General features: G+C 64.8%; 20 protein-coding genes. 4 read left to right on the forward strand and 16 right to left on the reverse strand.

Features of this window, described 5'->3' with window-relative positions; translation table 11 throughout:
* Positions 1-9: 9 nt before the first annotated feature.
* The 4 genes from cyoE to U741_RS0117365 all read right to left on the reverse strand — a co-directional run bounded on the left by cyoE (position 10) and on the right by U741_RS0117365 (position 3,291).
* A complete protein-coding gene (cyoE, locus tag U741_RS0117350; RefSeq protein WP_029891711.1) occupies positions 10-915 on the reverse strand; it encodes a heme o synthase in 906 nt (301 codons plus the stop codon).
* An 8-nt stretch (positions 916-923) separates the two neighbouring features.
* Positions 924-1,928 carry a COX15/CtaA family protein gene (locus U741_RS0117355; RefSeq protein WP_029891712.1) on the reverse strand — a complete coding sequence of 335 codons (1,005 nt, stop codon included), beginning with the start codon at positions 1,926-1,928 and terminating at the stop codon, positions 924-926.
* Between the two features lie 62 nt (positions 1,929-1,990).
* Entirely contained in the window at positions 1,991-2,581 is a 591-nt protein-coding gene (locus U741_RS0117360; protein WP_029891713.1) for a redox-active disulfide-containing membrane protein, read from the reverse strand.
* Entirely contained in the window at positions 2,578-3,291 is a 714-nt protein-coding gene (locus tag U741_RS0117365) for an SURF1 family protein (RefSeq protein ID WP_029891714.1), read from the reverse strand. The genes U741_RS0117360 and U741_RS0117365 overlap by 4 nt, the downstream gene beginning before the upstream one ends.
* A 90-nt stretch (positions 3,292-3,381) precedes the next feature.
* Between U741_RS0117365 and U741_RS0117370 the strand changes: the two genes are divergently transcribed.
* Complete coding sequence (locus tag U741_RS0117370) at positions 3,382-3,591, forward strand: DUF2909 domain-containing protein (protein WP_029891715.1); 210 nt, start codon at positions 3,382-3,384, stop codon at positions 3,589-3,591.
* Between the two features lie 66 nt (positions 3,592-3,657).
* On the opposite strand, the gene U741_RS0117375 is transcribed toward U741_RS0117370, so the two are convergent.
* The 6 genes from U741_RS0117375 to U741_RS18760 all read right to left on the reverse strand — a co-directional run bounded on the left by U741_RS0117375 (position 3,658) and on the right by U741_RS18760 (position 8,710).
* Positions 3,658-4,536 carry a cytochrome c oxidase subunit 3 gene (locus tag U741_RS0117375; RefSeq protein ID WP_029891716.1) on the reverse strand — a complete coding sequence of 293 codons (879 nt, stop codon included), beginning with the start codon at positions 4,534-4,536 and terminating at the stop codon, positions 3,658-3,660.
* 65 nt (positions 4,537-4,601) lie between these two features.
* Positions 4,602-5,138, reverse strand: coding sequence for a cytochrome c oxidase assembly protein (locus U741_RS0117380; RefSeq protein ID WP_029891717.1), 537 nt, complete (start codon positions 5,136-5,138; stop codon positions 4,602-4,604).
* Positions 5,135-5,275, reverse strand: coding sequence for a hypothetical protein (locus tag U741_RS19460; protein WP_161776273.1), 141 nt, complete (start codon positions 5,273-5,275; stop codon positions 5,135-5,137). The genes U741_RS0117380 and U741_RS19460 overlap by 4 nt, the downstream gene beginning before the upstream one ends.
* Positions 5,272-6,912 (reverse strand): cytochrome c oxidase subunit I, encoded by a 1,641-nt coding sequence (ctaD, locus tag U741_RS0117390; RefSeq protein ID WP_052378943.1) that lies wholly within the window; start codon positions 6,910-6,912, stop codon positions 5,272-5,274. Before ctaD ends, U741_RS19460 begins: the two co-directional genes overlap by 4 nt.
* A 49-nt stretch (positions 6,913-6,961) precedes the next feature.
* The gene (gene coxB, locus U741_RS0117395; protein WP_029891719.1) at positions 6,962-8,215 is read right to left on the reverse strand and encodes a cytochrome c oxidase subunit II; all 1,254 of its coding nucleotides are present in this window, start codon (positions 8,213-8,215) and stop codon (positions 6,962-6,964) included.
* A gap of 15 nt (positions 8,216-8,230) precedes the next feature.
* Positions 8,231-8,710: a DUF2244 domain-containing protein gene (locus U741_RS18760; RefSeq protein ID WP_152551669.1), complete on the reverse strand. Its 480-nt coding sequence runs from the start codon at positions 8,708-8,710 to the stop codon at positions 8,231-8,233.
* Positions 8,711-8,917: 207 nt separating this feature from the next.
* Between U741_RS18760 and msrB the strand changes: the two genes are divergently transcribed.
* The gene (gene msrB / locus U741_RS0117405) at positions 8,918-9,358 is read left to right on the forward strand and encodes a peptide-methionine (R)-S-oxide reductase MsrB (RefSeq protein WP_084155001.1); all 441 of its coding nucleotides are present in this window, start codon (positions 8,918-8,920) and stop codon (positions 9,356-9,358) included.
* Positions 9,355-9,906, forward strand: coding sequence for a lipocalin family protein (locus U741_RS0117410; RefSeq protein WP_029891722.1), 552 nt, complete (start codon positions 9,355-9,357; stop codon positions 9,904-9,906). Before msrB ends, U741_RS0117410 begins: the two co-directional genes overlap by 4 nt.
* A gap of 10 nt (positions 9,907-9,916) precedes the next feature.
* Here U741_RS0117410 and bioD read toward each other — a convergent pair whose 3' ends face one another.
* From bioD to bioB, 3 genes are read right to left on the reverse strand one after another with little or no spacing between them, the layout of a single operon-like run.
* A complete protein-coding gene (gene bioD / locus U741_RS0117415; RefSeq protein WP_052378945.1) occupies positions 9,917-10,618 on the reverse strand; it encodes a dethiobiotin synthase in 702 nt (233 codons plus the stop codon).
* On the reverse strand, positions 10,615-11,793 hold the full coding sequence (gene bioF / locus U741_RS0117420) for an 8-amino-7-oxononanoate synthase (protein ID WP_235199837.1): 1,179 nt from the start codon (positions 11,791-11,793) through the stop codon (positions 10,615-10,617). The genes bioD and bioF overlap by 4 nt, the downstream gene beginning before the upstream one ends.
* Positions 11,786-12,805 carry a biotin synthase BioB gene (bioB, locus tag U741_RS0117425; protein WP_029888445.1) on the reverse strand — a complete coding sequence of 340 codons (1,020 nt, stop codon included), beginning with the start codon at positions 12,803-12,805 and terminating at the stop codon, positions 11,786-11,788. The genes bioF and bioB overlap by 8 nt, the downstream gene beginning before the upstream one ends.
* A 66-nt stretch (positions 12,806-12,871) precedes the next feature.
* On the opposite strand from bioB, the gene U741_RS0117430 reads away from it, so the two are divergent.
* Positions 12,872-13,597, forward strand: coding sequence for a ComFC family protein (locus U741_RS0117430; RefSeq protein WP_052378339.1), 726 nt, complete (start codon positions 12,872-12,874; stop codon positions 13,595-13,597).
* Positions 13,598-13,632: 35 nt separating this feature from the next.
* On the opposite strand, the gene U741_RS18075 is transcribed toward U741_RS0117430, so the two are convergent.
* The 3 genes from U741_RS18075 to U741_RS18080 all read right to left on the reverse strand — a co-directional run bounded on the left by U741_RS18075 (position 13,633) and on the right by U741_RS18080 (position 15,267).
* The gene (locus U741_RS18075; protein WP_052378946.1) at positions 13,633-14,292 is read right to left on the reverse strand and encodes a TSUP family transporter; all 660 of its coding nucleotides are present in this window, start codon (positions 14,290-14,292) and stop codon (positions 13,633-13,635) included.
* Between the two features lie 165 nt (positions 14,293-14,457).
* Entirely contained in the window at positions 14,458-14,670 is a 213-nt protein-coding gene (locus tag U741_RS18765; RefSeq protein WP_052378947.1) for a hypothetical protein, read from the reverse strand.
* Between the two features lie 33 nt (positions 14,671-14,703).
* Positions 14,704-15,267, reverse strand: a complete 564-nt coding sequence (locus U741_RS18080; protein WP_052378948.1) for a cation:proton antiporter regulatory subunit — start codon at positions 15,265-15,267, stop codon at positions 14,704-14,706.
* Positions 15,268-15,367: the final 100 nt, after the last annotated feature.

Here is a 15,367-nt window from a genome sequence, read left to right on the forward strand (position 1 = left end):
AGCGATGCCCTACGTCATCAGCGCTGCAATTGCATCGTACGGCAGGTAATGGTCAACCAGCAGCAGCGCGAAGATGCCCATCAGATACACGATGGAGAACCGGAAGGTTTTCATCGGCAAGCCCGGGACCGATCGATACTTCAGGCGAATCGCGTACTGCAGGAAACGACCGCTGAGCAGCGCCGCACCCACCAGGTACACCACGCCACTCATGCCGAACACGAACGGCAGCAGGCTGGTGACAAACAGCAGCACGGTGTAGAGCAGCACTTGCGTGCGGGTGTATTCAATGCCGTGGGTCACCGGCAGCATCGGCACATCGGCCGCGGCGTATTCCTTGTAACGCTCGATGGCCAGCGCCCAGAAATGCGGCGGCGTCCAGACAAAGATGATCAAGAACAGGATCAACGCGTGCGGGTCAACCGTGCCGGTCACCGCGGCCCAACCGAGCACCGGTGGCGCGGCCCCGGCAGCACCGCCAATGACGATGTTCTGCGGCGTGGCACGCTTCAGGAACAGGGTGTAAACCCCCGCATAACCAATCAGCGCGAACTGCGTCAGTACGGCGGTCAGCGGGTTGACCGCAAACCAGAGCAACACGAACCCGGCAAGCCCGAGCACGGTGGCGAAGGCGATGGACTCGGTCATGCCAAGACGACCGGTGACCAGCGGCCGCCCACAAGTACGGGCCATGCGCGCATCGATGCCGCGGTCGATGATCTGGTTGATGGCCGCCGCAGATGACGCCTGCAGGCCAATCCCGATGGTGCCCCACAGCAGCGCCGCCAACGGTGGCAGCCCAGGCACGGCGAGGAACATGCCGACCACCGCCGTGAACACGATCAGCATCACCACCCGCGGCTTGCAGAGCTCGTAGTACTCGTTGAGACGCGACGTGTCGGTGGGTTCGGGCATGACGTCGTTCACGCGCTGCGCCAGAGTCGATGGTTGGCCGCCACCACCGCCAGCAACAGCAGCGCCGCGCCGAGGTTATGGCCGGTGGCCAACCCCAGCGGCAGTTGCAACTCGACGATGCTGATGCCAATCAGCACCTGCAGCACCAGCGCGGCACTGACCGCGCCCGCGTGAACCGGCAGGCGGGCCTTGCGCCACAGGCGAAGGGCCAGAAAACCAAGCACCAGTGTGGTGACGATGGCACCCAGGCGATGAACATAATGGATGGTCGCACGGGCGTCCTGGCTGAGGCGTCCCCCTTCGTAGTCTTCGCCGATGCCGTGCCAGAGCTTGAAGCCGCTGCGGAAGTCGGTCTCCGGCGGCCAGTACGCGCCGTTACAGGTCGGGAAATCCGGGCAGCCCAGCGCGGCGTAATTGGTTGATGTCCAGCCGCCGAGGAAAATCTGCAGCGACAGCACCACCAGAGCGATCAGTCCAAAGCGCCGCAGACCCGGGGTGACATGGGGCGGCGGCTTGACGCCGGGCGAGGCACTGCGCAGGGCGCGACGCGTGGAGACGGTTTGCAGGAACAGCAACGACAAAATGGTCATGCCGCCCAGCAGGTGCGCGGTGACCACCGCCGGCTTGAGCAGCCAGGTCACGGTCCACATGCCCAGGGTTCCCTGAATCAGCACGGCCACCAGCAACACCCACGGCAATACCGTCGGCATGGAGCTGCCACGGTGGCGCAGGCTCATGACGGCGCCCGCGACAATGAACAGGCCGAGCACCGAGGCGGCGTAACGGTGAATCATTTCCAGCCATGCCTTGCGCGCCTCAACCGGGCGCTCGGGGAACAGGGCCTCGGCGCGCGCAACGTGCTCTTCAGACTTGGGAATGGTGATGTGGCCGTAGCAGCCGGGCCAGTCCGGACAGCCCAGACCGGCGTCCGACAACCGCACGTAGGCGCCGAGCACCACCACCACCAGACACAGGACCGTGGCGGCGACCGACACGCGATAGAACCAGTTCATCTCAGCTCACCCACATTTGAGGGCGCGCATTTTACGGCAAGCGCCCGGTGGCAATGAGGTCATCATCCGACCTGCGAAACCCGCATCAGGCGCTTGATGTCCTTGAGGACCTTGCGCAGATCGGGCTGCGGTGCATAGCGCATCATCAGATTGCCCAGCGGGTCGACCACGAACACCGTGCCGGGCTCGGCCTCGGGAAATGCCGCTGCCGCCGCATCGGCGTCGGTCGGCGCGTAAATCTCCAGGTCAGGGTGCGTTTCGCCCAGTTGCGCCGTCATCGCCGCCAGTTGATCGGCATTGTCGACCAGCAATATGCGCCGCAAGCGCAGGCGCTTCTCGTTGAGCAGCATGCGGGTCTGTCGCAGGTCGTAGAGCGCGGTTTCGCAGGGCCCGTCACAGGCGTCATTGACCGGCATCACCCAGGTCCAGTGCCCGCGAATCGCTGCCAGCCCCACCGTTTCGCCGTCACCGTTGCGCCATTGCGGCTCAGGCAACGGCTGCGCCGGATGGATCAGCTCACCGTAGTTGGTGCGGCCGTCCGGACGCCATTCCGGGGCCACGAAAAACAGCACCATCGCCATCACCAGCGGTGCCGAGAACAGCAATCCCACCAGCACCAGTTGCAACCGCCCATTGAACCGAGATTGCGTCATGCCCTTGTCCTCACATTCAGCCACACAAAGAAAAAAGTCAGCACTGCAGAAAACATGAACCACTGCGCGGCGTAACCGAAATGTCGGGTGGCCGGCACTGCGGCCGTCAGCGACCACTGGCGAACGCCCGGATGTCGCGCGTCGGGCGCCAACAACAACATGCCGTCTGCAACCGGCTCTTCCAGCAGACAGGCCAGGGTCTCGGCCGTCGGGTAAAGCACCAGGGCGGGTGACCGGGTCACCGGGGCGCACGGCGCCTGCGCCAGGGCGATACCGGCGCGCGGCAGTGGCCGCCACAACCCTTCGAGTTCTCGCGCATCGGAAACCGGCGGCACGCCGGGCAAGGCGTCGCGCCCGCCGTGCCAGGGCAACCAGCCTTGGTTGACGATCACCAGCGGTCCGGACGCGGGCTCGAACACCGCCCACACATGCACCCCCGGCTTGCGCGCGTGGCTTTGATTGTCGAGCAGCAACAGGGGTTCGGGTCGGTACCGGCCACGCAACTGGACCGTCAGCGGCGGCGTGATCTGCGGCGCCAGTGTTGCGGACCAATCCTGCATGGCCTGCGGCCGTTCGGCGTCCTCGTTGAGCTCAACTTTTGTGAGTCCGCGACTCAACTGCCAGCCGCCCAGGGTCAGCAGCAGCGCCATCAGTGGCAGGTAAGCAAGCCACGTCCAGAGGGGCGGCCGAAAACCGCGTCGGGTGTTCATGCCAGGACCAACCCGTCAATGCTGCCTGATGCAGCGCGAACACGCCTGCCGGGCCCTATGATGGGCGCTCCAAACCGGCCGGGGCTGAGGGTGATCGTCAAACTCATCATTGCGTTATTGCTGCTGGGCATCGTCGCCAGCTTGTTCAGTAGTGCCTTCTTTCTGGTCAAAGATGACTCACAACGTAAACGCACGCTGAGCCTGCTGAAACTGCGTGTGGCGCTGTCGGTGACGCTGATCATTTTCGTCCTGGTGGCCTACACGGCGGGCTGGTTGGTGCCCCATGGTCCGCAGCCTTGAGGTGCCCGGCGTAAGACCACAAAAAAGGCCCGGGATTCGGGCCTTTTTTGTGGGCGAACCACACCATCAGAGCCAGTACACCACCACGAACAGGCCGAGCCACACCACGTCGACAAAGTGCCAGTACCACGCCACAGCCTCGTAGCCGAAATGGGCTTCGGGCTTGAAGTGGCCTTTCATCAGCCGCAGCGTGATCACAAACAGCATCAGCGTGCCCAGAATCACGTGCATGCCGTGAAAGCCGGTCAGCATGAAAAATGTCGAGCCGTAGATACCCGAGCCCAGTGTCAGGTTGAGGTCACGGTAGGCGTGGATGTACTCGTAACCCTGAAAGCCGAGGAAGACGACCCCCAGTGAGACCGTTGCCCACATCCACAGGATGCAGATGCCACGATGATTTTCTTTCAGCGCGTGGTGCGCCAGGGTCAGCGTCACGCCGGAAGAGAGCAACAGCAGGGTGTTGATCAGCGGGACGTCAAAGGCCGGGATGGTCTGGAAGTCACCCCCCAGCGCAGCCGGACCGTTGCTGGGCCAAACCGCCTCGAAGCCCTGCCAGATCTGCAGGTTGGTTTCGATCTTCTCACCGGCACCCGACAACCACGGCAGCGACAGCCCGCGCGCGTAAAACAAGGCGCCGAAGAAAGCGGCAAAAAACATCACCTCGGAGAAGATGAACCAGCCCATGCTCCAGCGGTAGGTCATGTCGACCTGCTTGCCGTACTCGCCGCGCTCGCTCTCGGAGATCACGTTGGCGAACCACGCAAACGAGACGTAAAACACCATCGCCAAGCCTGCCAGCGCCGGGATGGTGCCAAAGCTCTTGGATTCGAGGAAGTTCGACAGCCCCACGACCATGATCGCCAGGGCCATGGTCATCAGGAAGGGCCACGCACTTGGCGCGGGGACAAAATAACGGTCTTTGTTGGGTGCGGCTGCAGTGGCCATGTTGAATCCCTCGATCTACGTTGTGATGCAGTGCAGTGATCAAACCCGGTAGCGCTGGCGCTCGCTCAGCGAGCCGAGGCCACCTGGGGCACATCAAAAAAGGTGTACGACAGCGTGACGGTGTTGACGTCGGCCGGCAGCGCCGGGTCAATCATGAAGCGCATCGGCATCTGCTGGACTTCACCGCTGGGCAGCGGCTGATTGTTGAAGCAGAAACATTCGGTCTTGCGCAGATGCCGTGCCGCATTCCAGGGTGCGATGTTCGGCACCGCCTGTCCCACGGCGGTATCACCATGGTTGGTGACATTGAAGACCACCGTGTGCAGCTCACCGGGATGCACGTCAATCGACGCCTGCTGCGCCTCAAAATCCCATGGCGCCGAGCCGTTTACCGTGGTCACGAACTCGACCTTTACCGTGCGGCTCAGGTCGGGTTCGACCGCGTCCAATGTCTCTGCAGCGACCAGCGGCATGCGCCCGTTGATGCCCAGGGCATCACACAGCGCGTTGTACAGCGGCACCAACGCATAGCCAAACCCGAACATGGCCACCACGACCACACCGAGGCGCATCGCGTGACGATAGCGGCGCTGCGTCTTCATCCGCCGCGTGTCACGTTCATGTAGAAACCCATGAAAATCACGATGGCCAGCACCACATGCACGCCGAACAAAATCCAGTTGCGACGCGAACGGGCGGCAAGCTGCTGCTCGGTCAATTTGTCAGGCGACTTGCTCAATGCGCGCTCGCGACCTTGGCGGATTTCACCGGCTCGCCGTCATCACCGACCAACGGCTGGTCTTCAAAGGTGTGATACGGCGCAGGCGACGGCACGGTCCACTCCAGACCGGTCGCGCCTTCCCAGACACGGTCGGTCAGATCGCGCTTGCGCCCGGCCCAGCCGTAGCACGAAGCCAACATGTTGTAGACGAAGATGAACTGCGCGAAGAAGAACACGAACGCGCCCACCGACGACCACACGTTGAAGTCGAGGAACTGCACCGCGTAGTCCGGCACGCGGCGCTGCATACCTGCCAGGCCGGCGAAGTGCTGCGGGAAGAAGGTCACGTTGATGAAGATCGCCGACAGCCAGAAGTGCAGCTTGCCCAGCGTCTCGTTGTACATGCGACCGGTCCACTTCGGAATCCAGTAGTACACCGCGGCGATGATCGAGAACACGGCGCCCGGCACCAGCACGTAGTGGAAGTGCGCCACCACGAAGTAGGTGTCGTGATAGAGGAAGTCCACCGGCGTCAGCGCCAGCATCAGACCCGAAAAGCCGCCGATGGTGAACAGGAACACGAAGGCCAGCGCAAACAGCATCGGCGTCTCGAAGGTCATCGAGCCGCGCCACATTGTGGCGACCCAGTTGAACACCTTCACCCCGGTGGGCACCGCGATCAGCATGGTCGCGAACATGAAGAACAGCTCGGCGGCCAACGGCATGCCGACGGTGAACATGTGGTGCGCCCAGACGATGAAGCTGAGGAAGGCGATCGACGCGGTGGCGTACACCATCGAGTCGTAGCCGAACAGTCGTTTGCGGGCAAAGGTCGGGATGATGGTGCTGACGATGCCGAAGGCCGGCAAAATCATGATGTAGACCTCGGGGTGCCCGAAGAACCAGAAGATGTGCTGGAACATCACCGGATCACCGCCGCCCGAGGCGGTGAAGAAGCTGGTGTCGAAATACTTGTCGGTCAGCAGCATGGTCACCGCACCGGCCAGCACTGGCATGACCGCGATCAGCAGGTAGGCGGTGATCAGCCAGGTCCACACGAACAGCGGCATTTTCAACAGGGTCATGCCGGGGGCACGCATGTTGAGAATGGTCACCACGATGTTGATGGCGCCGGTGATCGACGAAATCCCCATCAAGTGAACGGCGAAGATCAGGAACGGGAACGCGTCACCGGTCTGAAGGACCAGCGGCGGATACATGGTCCAGCCCCCGGCGGGCGCACCGCCCGGCAGGAACAGGGTCGACAGCAACAGGGTGAATGCGGCGGGCAGCAGCCAGAAACCCCAGTTGTTGATGCGCGGCAGGGCCAGATCCGAGCAGCCCACCTGCATCGGCACCATCCAGTTGGCCAGGCCGACGAAGCCGGGCATGACGCCGCCGAAAATCATCACCAGCGCGTGCATCGTCGTCATCTGGTTGAAGAATTCCGGATGCACGAACTGCAAACCGGGCTGGAACAGTTCGGCGCGGATGACCAGCGACATCAAACCACCGATGAAGAACATCGTGAACGCGAAGAACAGATACAGCGTTCCCAGGTCCTTGTGGTTGGTCGTCTTGATCCAGCGCATGATCCCCTTGTCGGGGCCGTGGTGGGCGTGATCGTCGTGGTGATCAGCGTGTGCGTGGGCCATCGGTTGCTCCTGAACTCGGGTGCGTCTGAAAGATGAGGGTTCGAATCAATTAACGCAGCGCGGCAACATCGGCCGGCTGGACCACACCGCCATCGTTGCCCCAGCTGTTGCGGGTAAAGGTCGCCACGGCAGCCAGATCGGCATCCGACAGATTGGCGAACGGCGGCATCATGCCTTTGCCCTTGAGCAGCTGAGTGAGCTGCGGCTCGGCATCGCCAGTCACCAGCGCACTGCCGACCAGGGTCGGGAAGTTGGGCGGCAACCCGGTGCCGGCAGCCTGGTGACAGGCAGCGCAGTTGCGGTTGTAGACCGTCTCGCCGGCGCTCATCAACGCCTCGCGATCCATTTCTTCAGAACCGGCGTCTTCGGTCGGCGCAGCGTCCGTTGGCGCGTCGCTGGCGGCGGCCGTTTCGCTCTCGGCAGCGGCGACTTCAGTGGTCGCGGCATCGTCAACGGTAACCGTCTCGCCAATGCCGGCCACGTCGGCCGCGGGCGACTCGCCCTGCTGCTCGGCGAGCCACGCGTCGTACTCGTCCTGCTCGACGGCCTCGACGACGATGGGCATGAAGCCGTGGTCACGGCCGCACAATTCGGCACAAACGCCGCGATACGTACCGGGCGTGTTGACGTTGGTCCAGGCCTCGTTGATGTAACCGGGAATCGCGTCCTTCTTGACCGTGAGGTCCGACACCCACCAGGCGTGAATGACGTCGTTGGAGGTGATGAGGAAGCGCACCTTCTTGCCCACCGGAATCACCAGCGGACGGTCAACGTCGAGCAGGTAGTTTTCGACCTGGTTGACGTCGACGCCGGACTTGAGCTGCCGCGCGGCATTGGACTGTTCGCTCAGGCGCGAGAAGAAGCTGACGTCTTCACCCAAGTATTCGTACTGCCACATCCACTGGTAACCGGTCACCTTGATGGTGATGTCGGCGTCGCGGGTGTCTTCCATCTTAATCAGGGTGCCCGCCGCAGGGATGGCGATGGCGATCAGGATCGCGAACGGCAGCGAGGTCCAGACAATCTCGACGGCGGTGGAATGGTGAAAGCTCGCCGCTTTGTGGCCCACCGACTTCCGGTGGCGAATGATCGACCAGATCATGGCGCCAAAGACGAAGACGCCGATGACGGCACAGATCCAGAACATCCAGAAGTGCAGCTGATACACCTCGGCGCCAATATCAGTCGCGCCGGTCGGGAGGTCCCAGCCGTTGCTGGTTTCAAGATACGCCGACGCCACTGAGGTGCTCAACAAACCCACCACCGCCGAACCCCATACAGCCGCCTTCAAACGCTTCAGCATTTCACTCTCCAATCGTCATCCGGTCCGAGCGCTTGAAAGCTCGGGTAACACCGCCGGCGCCTTGATCAGGCGTTTAAGCCGGTCAGCCAAACATTCACGCTCTTCGTCCGTCAGGCAGCGCGCAAGTTGCAAACGCTGCGCGCCGTAAGCCAGCCATAACTCGGTCGGGGCCAAACGATTGGCACCACACCGCAACTCAATTCTTGTCCAGATTCGCGGCCAACGATGCGTGCTGCGTGCATCCTCGCCCACTCGACCCACCTCGACGATGACAAACCCGTCATCCACATCCACCACCTCGCGGTAGGCGTTGCCGCGCAGGCTGAGCCAGAGCGCAACCCCCAACGCCGTGAGCTCCAGACCCGCGATGGGCAGCACCGGCCAGAAGCCCATCAGTGCCAACACCAGCGCGATACCGAGCCCGACCACCGAGATCGACACCATGAACCAAACCGCCTGCTCAGGGCTCAGCGATGCGTTGGGCGCAATTACCACGCGCGCAGGCAAGATCGCTGGGCTGACTGATCGTTCGGAAACCGGATTGTAGTGCAAGCGAAAACCCTCACGCAAAGGAATCAAGCCGTTTTCACCCGCAAGATTACGACGCGGGCGCTGCCGGGAAAAGTCAAGCGGCTTGCCAAACCCCTGGGCGCTGCGCGACCTTGGCTGCCGACACCCTCAAAAACATTGGACGCACCCCCTATGGTCGATACCCCAATCAGCGACGCCGGATCGCGGCCGCCCGCTTCGTCATGGCAGGACAAGCTCAGCCCGGACGCCTGGAACGTCTTGTTCAAAGAAGCGACTGAGCGCCCCGGCAGCAGCCCGTTGAATGGCGAAAAGCGTGCTGGCACCTTCGTCTGCGCCGCCTGTTACCAACCCCTGTTCACCCAGTCCCAGAAGTTCGAGAGTGGCACTGGCTGGCCGAGCTTCTTTGACGTCCTGCCCGACGCCATCGGCACCCGCACCGACCGCAAGCTGCTCTTCGCGGTGCGCACCGAGTACCACTGCGCACGCTGTGGCGGTCATCAGGGGCACGTATTCGAAGACGGCCCGCATCCCACAGGCCTGCGCTACTGCAACAATGGCCTGGCGCTGCAGTTCGTGCCCGACGGCGAGCCCCTGCCAGCGCTGCGCGCATGAACCGCCTGCATCGATGGCTGCTGCTGCCGCTGCTGCTGGTCCTGCTGGGGTCCGGCTGCGCCAGTCGCGGCGCACCACAGCCGACGTTCGATCAGGTCGACGTCGAGCGTTTTCTCGGCCGCTGGTATGTGATGGCCAACATTCCCTACTTCGCCGAGCGCGGCAAGGTCGGCACCTTCGTGGAATACCGGGCCCGTGACGACGGCCGCTTTGACGACCTGTTCTACGCACGTGACGAAACCTTCGACGCGCCGATCAAGCGACAGGAAGGCGTCGCGTGGATTCCCGATCCCGCGCAGCCGGGCCGTTGGAAGGTGCGTTTCATTTGGCCGTTCACCGCCGACTTCCTGCTGCTGTATGTCGACGACGATTACGAAACGGCGCTGATCGGCCATCCGTCCCGTGACCTCGCGTGGGTCTACAGCCGCACCCCGAGAATGGACGACGCCACCTATCGCAAGCTGCTTGAACGGCTGGCGGGCTTCGGCTACGACACCGGACAACTGCAGCGCGTACCGCAAAAGCCCGAGGACCTTCCCGCACCCTGATGCAGATCGCTTAGGGCGGCCCCTCGTCGTCGCCGGCTTCGCCCTGCAGTTGCTGTAGGGCCGACAGGTCCAATGACGCCTTGCCCGCCGCGCCGGGGGGGATTTCGCCCCAGAACGGCGCGGCGATCATTTTTTTCAGGCACGCCAGATTGGCGTCGTACGCGTCCATGCGCTCGGCAAGACCGCTGGCGACCCAGCCCACCAGCCGCGCGCGACGGCTGATCGCCTCGACGCTGAGCATCGCGTGGTTGATGCAGCCCAGTCGCATGCCCACCACCAGCAACACCGGCCAGTTGTGCTGCGCCACCCAGCCGCCAAAACTGATGTCGTCGTTCAGCGGCACCGCCCAGCCGCCAGCGCCCTCGACAATCACCCAGTCGCCCTGTTGCACCAGCCACGCATGGGCGCGGTCGAGCGTACCGATGACGACGGGCGTACCGGCCGCCTCGGCCGCCAGATGCGGCGCGATGGCCGGTGCGAAGGCGTAAGGATTGAGTCGTGCGTAGTCGCAGGACACCGAACCGGCCGCCAGTAAGGCCTGCGCGTCGTCGTTGCGCAGCCCATCGGGTGTCATCTCACAGCCGCTGGCCACCGGCTTGAAGCCCACCGCCCGCCGACCGTCCGCCGCCAACTGGCGCAGCACGGTGCTGGCGACCACGGTCTTGCCAGCGCCGGTGTCGGTGCCGGTGACGAACAGGGTGCGCGCACTCACGCAGCGCAGGCCGAATAGGCGCCGGCCAACGCCGCAACCAGCCCGTCCACCTCGGCCTCGGTGTGCGCGGCGCTGAGGGTGATGCGTAGCCGCGACGTGCCTTCGGGCACGGTCGGCGGGCGAATCGCCGCGACCCAGTAACCCGCGTCCATCAACTTGGCGCTCACCGCCAACGCGTCGGCGTCGGCACCGATCAGCAGCGGCTGGATGGGCGTCGTCGACGGCATCAGCTCCAGCCCGGCGCCGGCGGTGCCCGCCCGAAAACGCGCAATCAAGGCATGCAGATGGGCGCGCCGCTCTGGGTCGCCCTGGACGATGCGCAAGGCGGCCAGCGCGGCGGCCGACAGCGCCGGCGGCGGCGCGGTGGAAAACACCCAAGAACGGGCGCGCTGAATCAGATATTCGATCAAGGTCTCGCTGCCCGCGACAAAGGCCCCGGCGCTGCCCAGCGACTTGCCCAGGGTGGCGACGTACACCTCCGGCCGCACCGCCTCGCCCAAGTGTTCGACAATGCCGCCGCCGCGCGTACCGAGCACACCAAAGCCGTGCGCGTCATCGACCATCAGGTCGGCGCCAGCGCGGCGGGTGAGCACGCGCAGTTCGCTGAGCGGCGCCAGATCGCCGTCCATGCTGAACACGCTGTCGGTGACGACCATGCGCTGCACCTGCCGGTCGGCGGCGTCCAGCGCGGCGGCAAAGCCGGCCAAATCGCCGTGCGCCACGCGCCGATAGCGCGCGCCGCTGAGGCGGCCGCCGTCGATCAGCGACGCATGGTTGAGTTCATCGGCAATCAGCAGGTCGTCGCGGCCCAGCAACGCGCGCAGCACGCCCATATTCGCCGCCCAACCCGAGGTGAACAGCAGCGCGCGCGGGTAGCCCGTGGCTTCGGCCAATGCGTCTTCCAGGGCGCGGTGATGGCGGTTGTGGCCGCCGAGCAGCGGCGAGGCGGTGCTGCCGCAGCCGTCACTCAGCGCAGCCTGCGCCGCGGCGCGCACCTGCGGGTGAGTGGCCAGACCCAAGTAATCGTTGCTGCAGAAATTGACCAGCCGCCGACCGTCGACCACGGCATGAATACCGTGGCCACCGTCAATCACCCGTCGCGTGCGATAGCGGTCCCGCGCCCGTAGTTGCGCGAGTCTGGGCGCCAGCCGGGCATCCAGACCGGCATCAGGCACAGGCGTCGGCGCTCGCCGCTTCGGCCTGGACGCAGGCCACAGGCGGCGTGTGTACCTGCCCCGGCGCACCGCCTTCGGGGCGAATGCCGAGTCGCGCCATCAGGGCTTCGTCGCGGGCGTTTTGCGGGTTGGTCGTGGTGAGCAGCTTTTCGCCGTAGAACATCGAGTTGGCCCCAGCGAAGAAGCACAGCGCCTGCATCTCGTCGGTCATGTCGGTGCGCCCGGCCGACAACCGCACGTACGACGTCGGCATGAGAATGCGCGCCACCGCGATGGTGCGGACAAACTCGATGGGGTGCAGCGCATCGCCACCCGCCAGCGGTGTGCCGGCGACCTGCACCAGATTGTTGATGGGCACCGACTCGGGGTGCGGATTCATGATCGCCAGCTGGCGCAGCAGTTCGGCGCGGTCAGTCTCGCCCTCGCCCATGCCGACAATGCCGCCGCAGCAGACTTTCACCCCGGCCTCGCGCACGTGACCCAGGGTTTCCAGGCGGTCGTCGTAGGTGCGGGTGGTGATGATCTCGCCGTAGAACTCCGGGCTGGTGTCGAGGTTGTGGTTGTAATAGTCCAGCCCCGCATCGGCCAGCCGCTGTGCCTGATGCGCCTTGAGCATGCCCAGGGTCATGCAGGTTTCCATGCCAAGCGCCTTCACGTCGCGCACCATGGCCTCGACCTTGTCGAGATCACGATCTTTGGGCGAGCGCCACGCCGCGCCCATGCAAAAGCGCGTCGCACCTTCGGCCTTGGCTTCGCGCGCGGCATCGACCACGGCCTGCACCTCCATCAGTGGGTCTTTTTTCAGGCCGGTCTCGTAACGAATCGACTGCGGGCAGTACGCGCAGTCTTCCGGGCAGGCGCCGGTCTTGATTGACAACAGTTGCGAGCGCTGCACCGCATTGACGTCGAAATGCGCCCGATGGAGGGTGTGGGCTTGAAACAGCAGATCGTTGAACGGCAGGTCAAACAGGGCTTGGACTTCTTGGCGGGTCCAATCGTGACGCAGGGTCATGGCAATACCGGAGGGGAAAGATGACGCACACGCTACCCAAACAGTCGAACTTGTCAACTTGAGACCATGAACTGGGTTGACAACTGGCACTGCCGCTTCTGCGGCGAACCGGCCCGCGGTGGACCGGTTTGCGAGGGCTGCCGTGCCGATTTGCCCTGGAATGACCTCGCCTGCCCGCGTTGCGCGCTACCCGGCGCCACCGATGATATTTGCGCTGACTGCCTGGGCGCGCCACCGCCCATGGACATGAGTTTGGCGCCGTTCGTCTATGCGCCACCGATTGATCAATTGATCCAGCAACTCAAGTTCAACCGGCTACTCGCCGATGCACGCTGGCTCTGCGACGCGCTCGCCGACCGGCGGCGCGATCACCCCGCCCCACTCCCCGACCTGATCCTGCCGGTGCCGCTGCACCGCTGGCGGCTGTGGTGGCGCGGCTACAACCAGGCGGCGGTCATCGCCCGTCACGTCGGGCGACGGCTCAAGGTCCCGGTGCAACTACACAACATCGGTCACAGCGGCGCCCGCGTGCACCAGGTGGGACTGGACGCCCGCGCCCGACGGCGTGCGGTGCGCGGCGCCTTCGACGTGCGACTGGACCTGCGCGACCGCCATGTCGCCCTAGTCGACGATGTCATGACCACCGGCGCGACGGTTCATGAACTGGCCCAGGCGGTGCGCGCGGCCGGCGCCCGCCACATCGAGGTTTGGGTGCTGGCGCGCACCCCCAAATCGCAGGGACGTGCGGCTGCCCGTCAATCGACAGCGCGGCCCGGCCAGGGCCGGACGTGACGACCCTGCGTCACGTCACGACAGCGCGTCGTGAATCAACATGCCGGCCACACCCAGCACCAGCAGCGCAAAGGCCGCCTGCACGCGGTGCGGGCCCAGCGCTGGCCCAGCCGCTGGCCCAACAGCAGCCCGACCACCAGCAGCAGCGCAAACGGCACCGCGATGGGCCACAGCAGCGAGCGCCCGCTCAGCAGCGCCATGCCCAGCGTGCCGCTGGAGACCACGGCCAGCACCATCAACGTGGTCGCCACACAGGCCGAGAAGCTCAGTCGCGACACGCGCATCAGCGCCGGCAGCACGATGAAACCGCCGCCCACCCCCAGCAGCCCCGACAGCAGCCCGGCAACGCCGCCAATGCCGCTCATGATCACGGCGGTGCGCGGGGTCCAGCGAAAGCGCCCGGTGTCCGGGTGAATCGGACACAGCGGCGGCAGTTGCATCGACTCCGGCAGCGCCGTCGAGCCCTTGCGCAGCCTCCACAATTGGCGGCCGCCCGAAAGCACCAGCACCCCGGCGAACAGCAGCGCCAGCACGTCATGCGGGGCGCGGGCGCCCAACCACAGCCCCAGTGGCGACAACAGCAGGCCCACCGCCGCGATCAGCGATGCCGCGCGGTAACGCAGCAGCGATTCGCGAAAGCCACGCCACGCGCCCACAGTGGCGCCGATGGCCACGGCCAGCAACGACACCGGCACCGCCTCGGCAAGGACAGGCCGAGCACGGCCATCAGCAGCGGTAGCGCCAACAACGTGCCGCCCGCCCCGGTGAGCCCCATCACCAGGCCAACGAACAGCCCCAGTGCAGCAGCGATCAGGATGGTTTCCATGGGGGGCGTCAGAGCGGCCAGATCAACAGAATCATCAACGATCGCCACCCGCCGACCAGTGCCTGCAACGGCAAGCCAGCGGCCAGTAATCGCGAAATCGGTAGCCCCCCGGCCCCATCACCAGGGTGTTGGACTGGTGACCGACCGGGGTCAGGAAGGCGCACGACGCGCCGATGGCCACGGCCATCAGGAACGGGTCGGTCGACACCTCCAAGGTCTTGGCCACCCCGGCTGCGATGGGACACATCAACACGGCCGCGGCCGTTGTTGATGTACAGGGTCATGGTGATGACCAGCACGGCGACCAGCCCACACCGGCGGCATCGCCCGCCAGCCGCCCAGCGTGTTGGCGATGAGTTCGGCCGCCACTGGTTTCCAGCGCGGTGCCGACCGGAATCATCGCGCCGAGCAGGAGAATGATGGGCCAGTCGATGGCGCGGTAAGCATCACGCGCCGAGATCATGCTGACGCCCGCCATCACCAGCACGCAGGCGACAAAGCTGATGTGGATCGGCACCCAGCCGAACGCCGACATCGCGATTGCCGTGCCGAACAGGCCCACCCCGGCCCAGACGCGGCGGTCGTTGCCGATGCGCAGGTCACGGTCGGCCAGCGGCAAGCAGCCGAGCACCGACAGCACCTCGCCCAGCGATTCGCGTTCACCCTCGACAATCAGCACGTCACCGGCCGTGATCTTGACCCGTGACAGGCGCGTTTTCATCGACTGCCCCTGCCGCGACACCGCCAGCAGGTTGATGCCGTAACGCCAACGCAGATTCAGGCTGCTGGCAGTCTGGCCGTTAATGCGACCGTCGGGCAGCACCACGCACTCGACCAGTTGCACGTCATCGACTGCATCGAGTGTGTCGGTTTCGTCCTTGCCGCGACCGCCGGCCTCCCAGGGTCTTCAACGCATCAGCCTCAGCCTCGACCCAGAGCACGTC

The sequence above is a fragment of the Polycyclovorans algicola TG408 genome, from assembly GCF_000711245.1.
GTDB lineage: Bacteria > Pseudomonadota > Gammaproteobacteria > Nevskiales > Nevskiaceae > Polycyclovorans > Polycyclovorans algicola.

Bases quoted from the DNA above. Each gene is read 5' to 3' on its own strand.
- U741_RS18765 (WP_052378947.1), bottom strand. From the start codon at position 14,670: ATGTGTCCCATCGCAGCCGGGGTGGCCAAGACCTTGGAGGTGTCGACC.
- U741_RS0117380 (WP_029891717.1), bottom strand. From the start codon at position 5,138: ATGAAGACGCAGCGCCGCTATCGTCACGCGATGCGCCTCGGTGTGGTC.
- ctaD (WP_052378943.1), bottom strand. From the start codon at position 6,912: ATGGCCCACGCACACGCTGATCACCACGACGATCACGCCCACCACGGC.
- U741_RS0117430 (WP_052378339.1), top strand. From the start codon at position 12,872: ATGAACTGGGTTGACAACTGGCACTGCCGCTTCTGCGGCGAACCGGCC.
- U741_RS0117360 (WP_029891713.1), bottom strand. From the start codon at position 2,581: ATGACGCAATCTCGGTTCAATGGGCGGTTGCAACTGGTGCTGGTGGGA.
- U741_RS0117410 (WP_029891722.1), top strand. From the start codon at position 9,355: ATGAACCGCCTGCATCGATGGCTGCTGCTGCCGCTGCTGCTGGTCCTG.
- coxB (WP_029891719.1), bottom strand. From the start codon at position 8,215: ATGCTGAAGCGTTTGAAGGCGGCTGTATGGGGTTCGGCGGTGGTGGGT.
- msrB (WP_084155001.1), top strand. From the start codon at position 8,918: ATGGTCGATACCCCAATCAGCGACGCCGGATCGCGGCCGCCCGCTTCG.
- U741_RS0117355 (WP_029891712.1), bottom strand. From the start codon at position 1,928: ATGAACTGGTTCTATCGCGTGTCGGTCGCCGCCACGGTCCTGTGTCTG.
- U741_RS0117365 (WP_029891714.1), bottom strand. From the start codon at position 3,291: ATGAACACCCGACGCGGTTTTCGGCCGCCCCTCTGGACGTGGCTTGCT.
- bioB (WP_029888445.1), bottom strand. From the start codon at position 12,805: ATGACCCTGCGTCACGATTGGACCCGCCAAGAAGTCCAAGCCCTGTTT.
- U741_RS0117375 (WP_029891716.1), bottom strand. From the start codon at position 4,536: ATGGCCACTGCAGCCGCACCCAACAAAGACCGTTATTTTGTCCCCGCG.
- cyoE (WP_029891711.1), bottom strand. From the start codon at position 915: ATGCCCGAACCCACCGACACGTCGCGTCTCAACGAGTACTACGAGCTC.